Below are 13,117 nucleotides of genomic sequence, written 5' to 3'. Positions count from 1 at the left end.
CCCCATGGTCGTATGTTCGGTCGCCCAGTTCGCCCCCGGCGACGACAAGACCGCCAACCTGACGTCGATCCGCGGCCTGGTGTCCGAGGCGCGGGCACAGGGCAGCGAGCTCGTCGTCTTCCCGGAGTACTCGATGTTCACCGTCCCGGTGATGGACGAGCGGTTCGTCGCGTCGGCCGAGCCCCTCGACGGCGCCTTCGTCGCCGAGTTGAAAGCGCTTGCCGCGCAACACCAGATCGCCGTGGTGTGCGGTCTCAACGAGGCCGCCGACCACGGCGACCGCATCCACAACACGCTGCTCGCGGTCGACGCCTCCGGTGAGGTGGTGGCCACCTACCGCAAGCTGCACCTCTACGACGCGTTCGGCTACACCGAGTCCAGCCTCGTGCGGCCGGGGGAGATCGAACCGCCGCAGACGTTCACCCTCGGCGGTTTGCGCTTCGGCCTGCAGACCTGTTACGACCTGCGCTTCCCCGAGGTGAGCCGGCGACTGGTCGACGCCGAGGCCGACGTCGTGCTGATGCCCGCGGAGTGGGTGCCCGGCCCGCTGAAGGAAGACCACTGGACGACGCTGCTGCGTGCCCGTGCCATCGAGAACACCGTCTACCTGGCCGCCGCCGACCAGTGTGGAAAGTCCGGCGCCGGCAACAGCATGATCGTCGACCCGATGGGCGTCGTGCTGGCGTCGGTGGGGGAGGAAGAGGGGCTCGGCACCGCCACCCTCGACCCCGAGCGGATCAAGCGCGTGCGGGCGAAGAACCCGGCAATCCACCTTCGGCGCTTCGGTGTCGTGGAGGCAACGCCACCGGTCTGACGGTCGTCCCCGAGGGGACGCTTGACCGGAGTGTCACTTAGTGACACAGTGGTCCTGTCATTAAGTGACAGGAGGTTGGGACATCAACACCGCGGCGGCATCGAACACGGCCGAGGACAAGCAGGCCGAGGCGCGTCTGCGCGTGTCCCGGCATGCCTGCGAGCTGTTCTGGGAGCGAGGCGTCGCCGCGACCACCGGTGACGACATCGCCGCTGCCGCAGGACTTTCCACCAGAACGATCTGGCGCTACTTCCGCAGCAAGGAGAGCTGCGTGGAGCCGGTGCTGGCGTTGTCGGCGAGGCGCTTCATCGCGCTGGCCACTCGCTGGCCCGACGAGCTGTCATTGGCCGACCACATGGCGGCGGACATGCTCGAAAACCCGCTCACCGAGCGGGAACTCGCCGACGAGATCGCCTCATTGCGGATCGCCACCATGTCGGCGACGGAACCGGCCCTGCGCACCGCGTACCTGATGGTGCACGACGACATGGAGCGCGGCTTCGCTCCCGTCGTCGCCAGGCGGTTGCGGCTTCCGGAGGGCGATCTGACGGCGCGCCTGTTCGCGGCGGCCGTCACGGCGGCGTTCCGCGTGGTCGACGAAGACGTCGGGCGCCGCGTCATCGTCGAGAAGGAACGGGTCAGTCAGCAGGAGGCCTTGGCGTTGGTCGACCGGGCCATCCGTGATGCCACCAACGGCCGTCTGGGTGGGCCGGTGGAGCCGTGACGTAGCCGGATTACCAATTCCCTCAACCACATAGCACCGACATCTGCACCGCCAGGACACCTCCTGGCGCGCTCAACCATGCCCTCTACCCCCTGTGAAAGGACTGTCATGGCACTGCCCGCCCCGATCTCCGTGGAGGACTTCTTCCGTCCGCCGACCCGCGCGGCCGCGACGATCTCTCCGGACGGCACCAAGATCGCCTTCCTCGCACCCTGGAAGGAGCGCCTCAACGTCTGGGTTCAAGGCCTCGAACCCGACGCCGACGATGCCCGATGCGTGACCGCCGACGAGAACCGCAGCGTCCTGCACTTCGAGTGGACCGACGACCCCCGATGGCTGATCTACCTCCAGGACAGCAACGGTGACGAGAACTGGCACGTCTTCCGCGTCGACCTCGACGACCCCGATGCCCCCGCCGTCGACCTCACGCCGTCCCCGGGCGCGATGGCCGCGCCTCTACGCGAAGTGAAGAACGGGACGACGGCCGTCATGCTCAACAACCGCGACGCCACCCTGCTCGACGTCCATCAACTCGACGTCGCCACGGGCGATCTCACTCTGAAGGCACTCAACCCCGGACACGTCAGCGGATGGCTGTGCAGCGACGACGGAACCTTGTTTGCCACCTCGCTCACCTCAGCCGGAGACCTACAGTTATCGGGCTGGGACGACGCCACCGGGACCCTGCGCCCCATCGTCACATTCGACGGCAGTGACTACCCCACGGGCATTCACCCGCTCGTCGTCACACCTGACGGCACGGGGGTGTGGATGGGGTCCTACCGCGACACCGACCACACCCGGATCGTGCGCGTCGACCTCGCCACCGGCGAGGAGACCGACGTCGACGGTCATCCCGGACTGGACGTCGACCCACGGGGAATCGTGAGCCCCATCCTGCCGGCGCCGCTCATTCAGGACCGGCGCACCGGCGAGTTGCTCGGGGTGCGCTATTACGGCGAGCGCCAAGTGATCCGCGCGCTCGACTCCCGATTCGGCGACGTCCTGGCCAACCTGGAGAAGTTGTCCGAGGGCGACGTCGGCCGCCTCTCCTCCGACGAGTCCGGCCGGCGGTGGGTCGTCGGGTTCAACCATGACCGCGATCCCGGCGCCACCTACCTGTACGACCACGACACCGGAGAGAGTCGCCTGCTGTTTCGGCCCTTGCCGCATCTCGACCCGGAGGCGTTGGCGGCCATGCGGCCGGTCACCATCCCCTCGCGCGACGGCTGGGACCTGCATTCCTATCTGACGCTGCCGGTCGGGGTCGAGCCGCGGAACCTTCCGCTGGTGCTCGTCGTGCACGGCGGGCCGTGGTACCGCGACGGCTGGGGGTTCGACGCCGGGGTGCAGATGCTGGCCAACCGGGGATATGCGGTGCTGCAGGTCAACTTCCGCGGATCCACGGGATACGGCAAGGCGTTCCTCAAGGCGGCGATCGGTGAGTTCGCCGGCAAGATGCACGACGACCTCGTCGACGGGGTGAACTGGGCCGTCGAGCAGGGCTACGCCGACCCCGACCGCGTGGCCATCTTCGGCGGCTCCTACGGCGGGTACGCCGCCCTCGTCGGGGTCACCTTCACCCCCGACGTCTTCGCCGCCGCGGTCGACTACGTCGGAATCTCCGATCTTGCGAACTTCATGCGGACGCTGCCCCCGATCGCGCGCCCGCACCTGGCCAACAACTGGCACAGGTACGTCGGCAATCCCGAGGACGCGCAGCAGTTGGCGGACATGATGGCCCGGTCACCGATCACCAAGGTGGACCAGATTCGTACCCCGCTCCTGGTCATCCAGGGCGCCAACGACGTTCGCGTCGTGCAGGCCGAGTCCGACAACCTGGTCACCGCACTGCGGGCCCGTGGCGTCGAGGTGGACTACGTCGTCCAGGCCGACGAGGGACACGGAGCAGTCAACTCCGAGAACGTGTTTCAGATGTACCACGCCGTCTCGGGGTTCCTCGCCCGGCACCTCGGCGGTCGCGCATGAGCGAGACCCTCGACGACCGGAAGCCCAGCGCGCTGCAGCAGGCGGGAGGCGCGCCGGGGCTGATCTACGCCAGCGTGCCCAGCATCGTGTTCGTGGTCGCCGACGCCGTCACAGGGCTGCACGTCGCGACGGCATTGGCGGTGGGCGCCGGTGCGGGCATCGCGCTGCTGCGGCTGCTGCGGAGGGAGCCGTTGCAGCCGGCGGTCTCCGGTCTGCTGGGCGTCGCGATCTCCGCGTTCATCGCCTACCAGAGCGGCGACGCGAAAGATTATTTCCTGGTGGGTATTTGGGGGAGTTTGGCGTTCGCGGTGGTCTTCTTCGCCTCGGTGCTGGTGCGTTGGCCGCTCGTCGGCGTCATCTGGAGTGCGATGAGCGGAGGCGGCCAGGCGTGGCGTGCGGACAGGTCCGCACGGATGGGCTACGACGTCGCGACGCTCGCCCTGGTGGCCACGTTCGCGGCCCGGTTCGTGGTGCAGAACTGGCTCTACGGTCTGGAGGCCACGGGATGGCTGGCTTTCGCCCGAATCGCCATGGGATATCCGCTTAGCGCCGTCGCGCTCGTGGTCGTGGTGTGGGCGGTCCGACGAGCTGACCGGCGGATGGCGGTCCGTGTGTCCTAGGAGAGCAACTCGACCAGTGCGGCGAGGTCCTCTGCGTAGAGGTCGAACGAGTCGTCGGCCGATGGGCGCTCCGCGCCGGGGCGAGCGACGTAGGCGGTACGGAACCCGTGCTCGGACGCTGCGCGGAGATCCCAGGGATGAGCTGCGACGAACAGCGTCCGTGCCGGGTCGAGCCGGAGCGCGTCGATCGCATACTCATAGGCGGCGGGAGCGGGTTTGAAGGTGCCCGCCGACCCGGTGGACAGGGCGACGTCCCAGCTGATTGCGTTGGTATTCGCCAGCCGTGCAAGCGAATCGAGATCGCCGTTGCTGACGCCGGCGACGAGGTGGTTCTTGCGAAGCGCCGCCGTCGCGGGCGCCACGTCCGGCCACGCGGGGTATTCGGAGTCCAGGTCTTGCACGAGGGCCAGGGCGGCGGGTGCGGGGTTCCCGCCCGACCGCGTGATGGCCTCGCGCGCCGAGTCATTGACGAGCTGTCGATGCGGTCGCGAGGGCGCGGTGCCGTCCACGACGGCGTTCATCTGCTGTTCGAGGATCTCGGCCCAGACCGTGTAGAGGGCCGCGCCGTCGTCCACACCGGCTTCGGCGGCGAGGCGTTCGGCCACTGCCTGCCATGTCCCGTCTTCGTCGACGAGGGTTCCGATGACGTCGAAGACGACGGCGTCAATCTGCTCGGGGACCAATGCGGATCTGTCCATGGCTTCCACTCAAGCAGACTCCGCTGTTAATCGTGCGCACCTGCGCGTGACGGTGCCACCATGGAACCCATGGCTGACGAGATGACGTCCGAACGCGAATTCAACGCACGCAACATCGCGGAGTTCCGAAGCAACGGTGGAAAGGTCGGCGGGCAGTTCGAGGGCTTCCCGCTGTTGATCGTGACCTCGACGGGTGCCAAGAGCGGTGAGCGACGCGAGAACCTCATCGCCTACTTCGACGTCGACGACAAGATCTACGTCGTCGGCTCGGCGGCCGGCCGCGACGCCAGCCCGGGGTGGGTGTTCAACTTCCGGGCCGACCCGACCGTCACCGTGGAGATCGGTGCCGATCCGCCGACGCAGATGGTCGCCCACGAACTGCCGAAGGCCGAGCGCGACCGCGTCTACGACCTCATCGTCGAGCGGGCGCCCGGCTTCGGCGAGTACCAGAAGAAGACCGACCGGGTGATCCCCGTCTTCGAACTCGCCGGCAGCTGACGCGGTCTACCGCGGTTCGAGCTCGACGCGGTCGCCCCGGCGCATGGTGCCCGCGACGACGACCTCCAGGTACGCCCCCGCGCACGGCAACACGCCCATGTCCAGTGCGGGGACGCGGTTTTCGGCCGCCGGCGTCCGCAGCGCACCCGGATCCCTCGGCAACGAGCCGTGCTCCAGCGTGGGGATGACGCATCGCGGTGTCGGGCCGATGGCGCGGAGCCGCACCTGTCCGACCACGAGAGTGCTACCCGTCCAATCGTTTTCGGCGTAGGCCGGAAAGCCCGGCGGGGTCGCGATCACCAGATTGGGGCGGTAGCGCTCGGCCTCCGTGCCGATGCGTTCGAGCGTTGCGGTGGTGATGACGTGCACCGGGGCGTAGTCGGTGAACGAGGTGCCCGGGGTGGCCTCCGCCAACTCCAACAGTGGCGCGTCGACCTCGGCGTCCAGGCCGAACTCGAGTACCTGCTCGGGGTCGGCCCGCTCCAACGACGCGCCTGCCGGCCGACTGTGCGCCAGGCGGACCGGGCGGTCGAGCAGCTCGGAGAGCCGCGCGTCCACCTCGTCCGCGTCGGCCGACACGTGCGATCCGTCGGGCAGGCGGATGCTCACTCGGTCGGAATGCACTGTTGCGCTGCAAGTTAGGAGATCACGCCACAGCCGGGCCTGCTTGGCGCTTGCCACTCGGCCGGTCGCCTCGTCGATCAATGCCAGGCGACGATCGTTCTGGACGCCTTGCTCGTCGACGAACAAGGCGTCAACGGCCTCGCCGAGCATCGACTTCACCGGGTAGCGGTACAGCGTGCCCACGTGCATCTGCACGTCGACGGCGGAAGCGGTCATGACGACACCTTATGGGCGTCGAGTAGATCACCCCACTCAACTGCCACGACGGCTGCGGCGTCAGAGTCGACGACGTGACCGCGACTGGCCGCCGCTACCAGGGCCCGCCCGAGCGCGAACGGCGACAGGCCGCGGTCGGTGCTCACCTGCACCAGTTCCGCGAAGGCGTCCGCCGGTTCGCAGCGCCGCAGGCCCACCAGTATCCCCAGGGCGAGGTCTAGGCTTCGAGTCCCGGAATGCTCGTCCGTCCATGGATCGGCGAGGCGGTTGCTGCCGTTCACGTGCGGTCTCCCTCTACGACGTCGGCCCACTTGGGTGATCGTGAAATGGGGCCGTGCACCCAAACGATAGTCCCGGCCGTCTCGGGGTCGAGGCTTTTCAACCTTGGAAGTCGCTGTGCCGGGGCTGGTGGGGCACCTGCGCTTCGGGGTCGTCAACGGATGATGACGATCGTCAACGAATGATGACGCCTCGTGGCGCCGCATGCCGCCGGTCAGGCACCGTGGCGCCTCGGAGTCGTCCAAACATAATGGGTCGGCACACCCAATTGATGGGAGGGCGCCATGGCGGCGCGAGTTCGTCACGATCGGAGTCTTCTTGACCGCCGTCGGCGGTCGGCGGGAGCGTCGACACCTCGCGGCACGCCGTCGGCCCTGGTCACACCCGCCAAAAGCACCCGCGCAGGTATCTTCGTATGCACGATGACCACCGCAGATGCGTCGGAGAGCCGGAGTTTCACCGCCAAGGGGCTCGCGACCCGGGAGCGCATCCTGAGCTCGGCCGCCGACGTCCTGCTCGCCGACGGGCTGACGGCGTTCAACCTGGACAAGGTGCGTCAGGCGGCCTCGGTCAGCGGATCGCAGCTCAACCACTACTTCGTGGACCGGCAGGACCTCATCCGCGCCGTCGTGAAACGCCAGGTCGAGATCGTGTTGCAGTTCCACCGGCAGCCACGGCTGGGGGGACTCGACACCTTCGAGGACTGGGAGCAGTGGGCACGTCTCAACGTCCGCTACCTGCGCAAGGTCGGCTACCGCGGCACCGCCACGTACCACGTGCTGGCCGGTCAGCTGGCGAAGTCGGACGCGGCCACCCGGCAGACGTTCGCCGACGGGTACTGGCGCTGGGTCACCCTGCTCGAGGACTCGTTCGCACGGATGAAGAGCCAAGGCCTGCTGGTCAATTCGGCCCAACCCCGCCAGCTGGCGCTGGTGGTCGTCAGCCTGCATCAGGGTGCCGGCCTGCTGGCCTTCGCCTACCGGCAGGAGTGGCCGCTGGCGGACGTCACCCGGTGCGTCGTCGACTACATCCGCATGTTCGCCAAGGACGCCGACGAGCGCGCCCCGCGCCCCGCGCGAAAGTCCCGACCCCGACGACGTCGGCACCCCGTGGAGCAGGAGGCCGCCCCACGGTTCACGGCCAAGGGCATGGCCACCCGTGCCCGCATCATCGACGGCGCCGCCGAGCTGATCTTCGAGCGAGGAGTGAACGGCACCAGCCTGGACGACGTGCGCCGAGCCGTCGGCGTCAGCGGATCGCAGATCTCCCACTACTTCGAGGACAAGCAAGATCTCACGCGTGAGGTCATCGCGGCGCGCACCGACTTCGTCGTCGCCTTCCACACCCAGGGGGCACTCGGTCACCTGGACACCCTCGACTCCCTGCGGACCTGGGCCGATCTGTGTTGGGCCCAGGCCGGCGAGAACTACCTGCGCGGCGGATGTGTCTACGGATCCCTGACCGGTGAACTGCTCGAAGCCGACGACGTCGTGCTCGACGCACTGGCCGACGGGTACGACCGCTGGCTGCAGGTCTTCGAGGACGGGCTGGGGGCGATGTGCCGACGTGGCGACCTGACGCCCGACGCCGATCCCCGCCACCTCGCCGTCGCGATGATCGCCGCCCACCAGGGCGGCACGTTGCTCACGCACGTCACCGGAACCGCCGAACCCTTTCGGACTGCCGCGAACGCTGCGCTCGACTACGTCACCAGCTTTGCCGCGCGCCGGCCCAAGTCTGCAGCGAGGCCGAAGAGGTCGTAGAAGGGGCCCATTCTCGGGCCGACGCCCTGGACATTATGGGCTGCGTCACCCACAATAATGGGCGGTAAGACCCATTGTGCGTGATCGCTCACCACGCCGACCGTGGCCTCGACGCGGGCGAGATCCTTACGCGCACTTCGCGCACACGAGGTGGGAGAGAACATGGCAGAGGTCTACGACGTCGTCGTCCTGGGCGGCGGGCCGGTGGGCATCAATGCCGCCGACCGCGCCCACGCGGAAGGTCTGTCGGTCGCGCTCGTCGAGCGTGAACTCGTTGGGGGCGAATGCAACTACTGGGGGTGCGTGCCGAGCAAGTCCCTGCTGCGACCGGTGCTCGCCGTCGCCGAGGCGCGCAAGGTCGACGGGGCCCGCGAAGCCGTCGTCGGCGCGATCGACGCGAAGGGCGTCTTCGCCCGGCGAGATCGGTACGTCACCAACTGGGACGACGCCCCGGTCGCCGGCGCGGTCGTCGGCATGGGCGTCGACCTGATTCGCGGGCACGCCCGCCTCGACGGGGCACGTCGCGTCGTCGTCACCACCTCGGAGCGACGACTGGAACTCCATGCCCGACACGCAGTGATCGTGTGCACCGGCAGCACCGCCGCGGTGCCCGACCTTCCCGGCGTCGCCGAGGCCAAGCCGTGGACCAATCGCCGGGCGACCGACAGCAGTACGGTCCCCGATCGGCTTGCGGTGGTGGGCGCCGGGGGAGTGGGCGTCGAAATGGCCACGGCCTGGCACGGTTTGGGCTCACGGGTCACGCTGCTGTCGCGGACCGCCCGGCTGCTGCCGCGAATGGAGGCGTTCATCGGTGAGTACGTCCACGGCGGTCTCCTCGAGGCAGGCGTCGACGTACGAACCGAGGTGCTCGTCACCGAGCTGCACCGCCCCGGCGGACGCGGGCCCATCCAGGTCACCCTCGACACCGGCGACGGGCTCGAGGTGGACGAGATCCTCTTCGCCACCGGCCGGACACCGAACACCGCCGACATCGGGCTGGAGAGCATCGGGCTCGCGCCCGGTTCGTGGCTCGACGTCGACGAGACGTGTTTGGCCCGAGGCGTCGAGGGCCAGTGGCTGTACGCGCTCGGCGACGTCAACCACCAGGCGCTGCTGACACACCAGGGCAAGTATCAGGCGCGCATCGCCGGCGCGGTGATCGGCGCGCGTGCGCACGGCCGACCCGTGGACTCCGACCCGTGGAGCGCGCACGTGGCCACCGCCAACGACCTCGCCGTCCCGCAGGCCTTCTTCACCGATCCGGAGGCGGCGGCGGTGGGGCTCACCGCTGACCAGGCGCGGCAGCGAGGACACCGGGTGCGGACGGTCGAGGTGGACATGGGGCTGTCCGTGCCCGGCGCGAACTTCTACGCCGACGGCTACACCGGTCGGGCACGGATGGTGGTCGACGAGGACGACCACACGCTGCTCGGGGTCGGCTTCGTGGGTCCCGGGGTGGTGGAGATGTTGCACTCGGCCACCGTCGCCGTCGCGGGCCGGGTGCCGATCGCACGGCTCTGGCACGCGGTGCCGTGCTTTCCGACGATCAGTGAAGTGTGGCTTCGGCTGCTGGAGGCCTACCGGGACGGGGCTTCAGCAGGCTAGCAAGATCGGTGATGTTGCAGGCCAACAGGTTTGGCTGTGGCACGCCCGCCGTCACCAGCGGAGCATTGCCGGGCCGGGTGATCAGGGCGCTGCGCATGCCGGCGCCCTGCGCCCCGATGGTGTCCCAGGTGTGCGCCGCCACCATCATGCACTGCGACGTGTCGACTCCGAGCTGCGCGGCCACCCGGCGGTAGAGGTGGATCGACGGCTTGAACACACCCAGGGTGTCCACCGTGAACTGGTGCTCGAAGAAGTCGCCAAGACCGGCATTGTCCAGTGGCGACGAGACGTTGGGCTGATGCGGTGAATTGGTCAGGGTCACCAGACGGTAGCCGTCGGCCCGTAGCTGCGCCAAGCCCGGGGCCACGTCGGGGTGGGCGGGCATCGTGCGCATTCCCTCGGCCAGTGACCGCACGTCGTCGTCGGTGAGCGCCACGTCGCGGATCGTGGCGACCATCTGCAGGACTGCCCTGCCGAGGGCGAAGAAGTCGACGTAGTAGCCGGACAGCGTCAGCGTCATCGAATAGGTGACGAGCTCGCCGAACCACGTGCGAAGGACATTTGCGTCGCCGAAGATCCGCTCGAAGTGCGGACCGAGCGATTCGATGTCGAGCAGAGTCTCGTTGACGTCGAAGACCAACACCGACGGCGCTGCGGGGTCGAGGCTCGTCATGGAATTTCCTAGGGCCACTCGAGTATGGGTGTTCCTACCCAATGTAGCGAGCGCCTGGGGGACGCGGTTGGGCCTTGACCGAGGGAACGGCGGCGCGAGACGATCTGGGTGTCAGCACCAAGCTTTGGAGCCTCACTCACCGTCCCGAGCGCGTGAAGTCCGCGTTCGACGGTAGCTGTCGCCGACTGCGGATCTCGACGGCGCCCAGAACGTTCGGTGTCTCGCCGCTTCCCCGACGCCTTAAGGAGATGTGCGATGCCCTCGTCATCAACGTCCGACACGACTCCGGCCTCCAGGCCGAGGCGGGTCGCGGTGGTCACCGGCGCCAGCCGGGGAATCGGTGCGGCGACTGCGTCGCTCCTCGCCAGCGGTGGGTTCCGTGTGGTCGTCAACTATCGTTCCAGCGCCGCAGAGGCTGACGAGGTAGTCGAGACCATCAGTGCCGCCGGTGGTGAAGCCGTTGCGATTCGGGCCGACGTAACCGCAGCCGACGACGTGTCGGCACTGATGAGCGAGACCGAACGACGATGGGGCCGAATCGACGTGGTCGTGCACAACGCCCTCATCCCGTTCGCGATCACGTCGTTCGCCGATCTGAGTTGGGAGCAGCTTGGCGGCAAGCTCGACCGCGAGTTGCACGCCGCGTTCCTCGTCACCAAAGCCGTTGTGCCCGGGATGATGTCGCGCAAGTACGGACGCCTGGTGTACCTCAGCACAGGGTTGTCCAGGCGGCCTCGCGCCGGGATGATCACCCTCGGCACCGCCAAGGCGGCCCTGGACCAGTTCGTTCGCTACGTCGCACTGGAGGTGGCGCCGCACGGTATTACGGCGAACCTCGTCGCACCCGCCACGGTCGACGAAACGAAGGTGACGGAACAGTTGACGGCCGATCAGATCGACCACCTCGGCGCGACCAACCCCATGGGACGGCTGGTCCGGCCAGAGGAAATAGCCAGGACCGTGGCCTTCCTGGCAAGCGAGGCGTCCGCCTTCACCACCGGCCACTACCTCCCGGTCAACGGCGGCCTGTCCATGGACTGAGCCCGACGCACCCAACGAACAGGACGTTCCATGCACACGATCGACCTCGCATTCGCCGGACACGGAATTCACGAAGAGCTGGTCGCCTACGTCGCCGACCAGGAGGGCTACTACGCGGACGAGGACGTCCACGTCGCCATCCGCGACGGTGTCCACTGGCCTATCGATCGTCTGCGCCGCGGCGCCACCATCGGCCTCGGCCGATCGTTGTTGTCGCGGCTGACCGACGACGTCGGCTGGAAAGTGCTCAGCGTCAACACCCATCGCCCGCTGTTCTGGTTTCTCGGCAACGCCGAGGTGTCGTCGATGGACGACTTGCACGGGCGAAGATTGGCAGTCCATGCCGCGCACACCGCGCCCGGGTGCTTTGCTCGAATCGTCATGCGCAAGCATGGACTCGACCCCGATGGGGACCTGACGTGCGTGGCGCGCGATCCGGGCGACTACCAGATGGACCTACGCCGACTGCGCGACGGCTCGATCGACGCCGCCTACGTTGGCAGCACCCTCTCGCCGGAGCAGGTCGCCCACGAGGAGGGGTTTCACGTGCTGGCGTGGGTCGGCGACCACTTTCAGATCCCGACCGTCGGCGTTGCGGTGGACCCCGCCCACGTTCCGTTGGACAGCCCCGCGCTTCGCGGCCTGGTGCGCGCCAACGAGCGGGCCCTTCGAACGTTGGCCGAACAACCGGAAGTGGCCGTCGAGTACATCTCCGCATTTCTCAATCGAGTTACCAGTGACGAGGCCGCGCAGTATCACCAGCGCTACGTCGCTCCCCACTTTTCCGCCGACGGACACGTCGACCTCGACGTGGCGCGCGGCGCCATTGCGGAGGTCGCAGCCGAACTCGGTGTCCCGGAGGTTGCAGCCGAGACGGTGTATCCGACGCAGCACCCATAGATACGTGACCGGTCGGCTACCATCGGTGGGGTGCCACGACCACCAAATCCCGACGTCCGGCGCCGCCTGCTGTCGGCAGGCCTCGACCTGGTGCACGGCCGCGGCTTCGCGGCCAGTGGCGTCAAGGACATCACCGATTCGGCCGGCGTGCCGAAGGGATCGTTCTACGCGTACTTTCCTAGCAAGGAGGCCTTCGCCGCGGCGATCCTCGAGCACTACTGGTCCGACATCGAACGGCGGCTCCTGCCGATCCTCGACGAGAACGGCCCGGCGCAGGAGCGGCTCGTCCGCTTCTTTCATGCGTTGGCCGACGAGCACGAGGACGGCGACTTCCTGCTCGGCTGCCTGATCGGCAACCTGTCGCTCGAGCTCGGTGGGGCCAGCGAGGCGGTGCGCGATCAGCTGGCCAGCATTCTCGACCGCTGGGACGCCGCGCTGACGGCGTGCGTGCGGTCGGGGCAGCACGGCGTGGGGGGCATCCGCACGGATCTCGACGCCGACGAACTCGCCGCCACGCTGATCGAGGCGTGGGAGGGTGCGGCGTTGCGGGGCAAGGTCACCCGGAGCCGGACGCCGTACGCCCGCTTCGAGACGGTCACCGTCCCGGCGCTGCTGCGCTAGATCCCTGCGGCTGGCCCACTGTGATCAACGACGCTCTATACATAGACGACCG

The 13,117-nt window shown here is 68.2% G+C and carries 14 protein-coding genes; 10 read left to right on the top strand and 4 right to left on the bottom strand.

The annotated features are described in order from the left end of the window. Positions 1–4: 4 nt before the first annotated feature. The 4 genes from H7J06_RS27715 to H7J06_RS27700 all read left to right on the top strand — a co-directional run bounded on the left by H7J06_RS27715 (position 5) and on the right by H7J06_RS27700 (position 4,147). Positions 5–814, top strand: coding sequence for a carbon-nitrogen hydrolase family protein (locus H7J06_RS27715; protein ID WP_264042626.1), 810 nt, complete (start codon positions 5–7; stop codon positions 812–814). A gap of 64 nt (positions 815–878) precedes the next feature. After that, on the top strand, positions 879–1,538 hold the full coding sequence (locus H7J06_RS27710; RefSeq protein ID WP_443678423.1) for a TetR/AcrR family transcriptional regulator: 660 nt from the start codon (positions 879–881) through the stop codon (positions 1,536–1,538). A gap of 108 nt (positions 1,539–1,646) precedes the next feature. Beyond that, positions 1,647–3,527, top strand: a complete 1,881-nt coding sequence (locus H7J06_RS27705; RefSeq protein WP_264042624.1) for a S9 family peptidase — start codon at positions 1,647–1,649, stop codon at positions 3,525–3,527. Further along, a complete protein-coding gene (locus H7J06_RS27700) occupies positions 3,524–4,147 on the top strand; it encodes a DUF3159 domain-containing protein (RefSeq protein ID WP_264042623.1) in 624 nt (207 codons plus the stop codon). Before H7J06_RS27705 ends, H7J06_RS27700 begins: the two co-directional genes overlap by 4 nt. Here H7J06_RS27700 and H7J06_RS27695 read toward each other — a convergent pair. Beyond that, complete coding sequence (locus tag H7J06_RS27695; protein WP_264042622.1) at positions 4,144–4,845, bottom strand: HAD-IA family hydrolase; 702 nt, start codon at positions 4,843–4,845, stop codon at positions 4,144–4,146. The genes H7J06_RS27700 and H7J06_RS27695 overlap by 4 nt on opposite strands. Before the next feature lie 69 nt (positions 4,846–4,914). Here H7J06_RS27695 and H7J06_RS27690 point away from each other — a divergent pair, with 69 nt between their 5' ends. After that, on the top strand, positions 4,915–5,343 hold the full coding sequence (locus H7J06_RS27690) for a nitroreductase/quinone reductase family protein (protein ID WP_264042621.1): 429 nt from the start codon (positions 4,915–4,917) through the stop codon (positions 5,341–5,343). Between the two features lie 6 nt (positions 5,344–5,349). On the opposite strand, the gene H7J06_RS27685 is transcribed toward H7J06_RS27690, so the two are convergent. Continuing rightward, complete coding sequence (locus H7J06_RS27685; protein WP_264042620.1) at positions 5,350–6,183, bottom strand: MOSC domain-containing protein; 834 nt, start codon at positions 6,181–6,183, stop codon at positions 5,350–5,352. Further along, the gene (locus tag H7J06_RS27680) at positions 6,180–6,464 is read right to left on the bottom strand and encodes an ANTAR domain-containing protein (protein ID WP_264042619.1); all 285 of its coding nucleotides are present in this window, start codon (positions 6,462–6,464) and stop codon (positions 6,180–6,182) included. Before H7J06_RS27680 ends, H7J06_RS27685 begins: the two co-directional genes overlap by 4 nt. Positions 6,465–6,884: 420 nt before the next feature. Here H7J06_RS27680 and H7J06_RS27675 point away from each other — a divergent pair, with 420 nt between their 5' ends. Beyond that, positions 6,885–8,225 (top strand): TetR/AcrR family transcriptional regulator, encoded by a 1,341-nt coding sequence (locus tag H7J06_RS27675; RefSeq protein ID WP_264042617.1) that lies wholly within the window; start codon positions 6,885–6,887, stop codon positions 8,223–8,225. A gap of 162 nt (positions 8,226–8,387) precedes the next feature. Further along, the gene (locus H7J06_RS27670; RefSeq protein ID WP_264042616.1) at positions 8,388–9,830 is read left to right on the top strand and encodes a dihydrolipoyl dehydrogenase family protein; all 1,443 of its coding nucleotides are present in this window, start codon (positions 8,388–8,390) and stop codon (positions 9,828–9,830) included. Here H7J06_RS27670 and H7J06_RS27665 read toward each other — a convergent pair. Next, complete coding sequence (locus tag H7J06_RS27665) at positions 9,772–10,503, bottom strand: haloacid dehalogenase type II (protein ID WP_264042615.1); 732 nt, start codon at positions 10,501–10,503, stop codon at positions 9,772–9,774. The two genes, H7J06_RS27670 and H7J06_RS27665, sit on opposite strands and share 59 nt — an antisense overlap. A 255-nt stretch (positions 10,504–10,758) precedes the next feature. Here H7J06_RS27665 and H7J06_RS27660 point away from each other — a divergent pair, with 255 nt between their 5' ends. The 3 genes from H7J06_RS27660 to H7J06_RS27650 are packed head-to-tail and all read left to right on the top strand — an operon-like array spanning position 10,759 to position 13,065. Continuing rightward, positions 10,759–11,544, top strand: a complete 786-nt coding sequence (locus H7J06_RS27660) for an SDR family NAD(P)-dependent oxidoreductase (protein WP_264042614.1) — start codon at positions 10,759–10,761, stop codon at positions 11,542–11,544. A gap of 30 nt (positions 11,545–11,574) precedes the next feature. After that, positions 11,575–12,444, top strand: a complete 870-nt coding sequence (locus tag H7J06_RS27655; RefSeq protein WP_264042613.1) for an ABC transporter substrate-binding protein — start codon at positions 11,575–11,577, stop codon at positions 12,442–12,444. 30 nt (positions 12,445–12,474) lie between these two features. Next, positions 12,475–13,065, top strand: a complete 591-nt coding sequence (locus tag H7J06_RS27650; protein ID WP_264042612.1) for a TetR/AcrR family transcriptional regulator — start codon at positions 12,475–12,477, stop codon at positions 13,063–13,065. The last annotated feature ends 52 nt before the right edge of the window (positions 13,066–13,117 follow it).

This window comes from Mycolicibacterium hodleri (assembly GCF_025822245.1).
Taxonomy (GTDB): Bacteria; Actinomycetota; Actinomycetes; order Mycobacteriales; family Mycobacteriaceae; genus Mycobacterium; species Mycobacterium hodleri.
The sequence above is the reverse complement of the archived record's forward strand: the minus strand, read 5'-3'. Positions and strand labels throughout refer to the sequence as shown.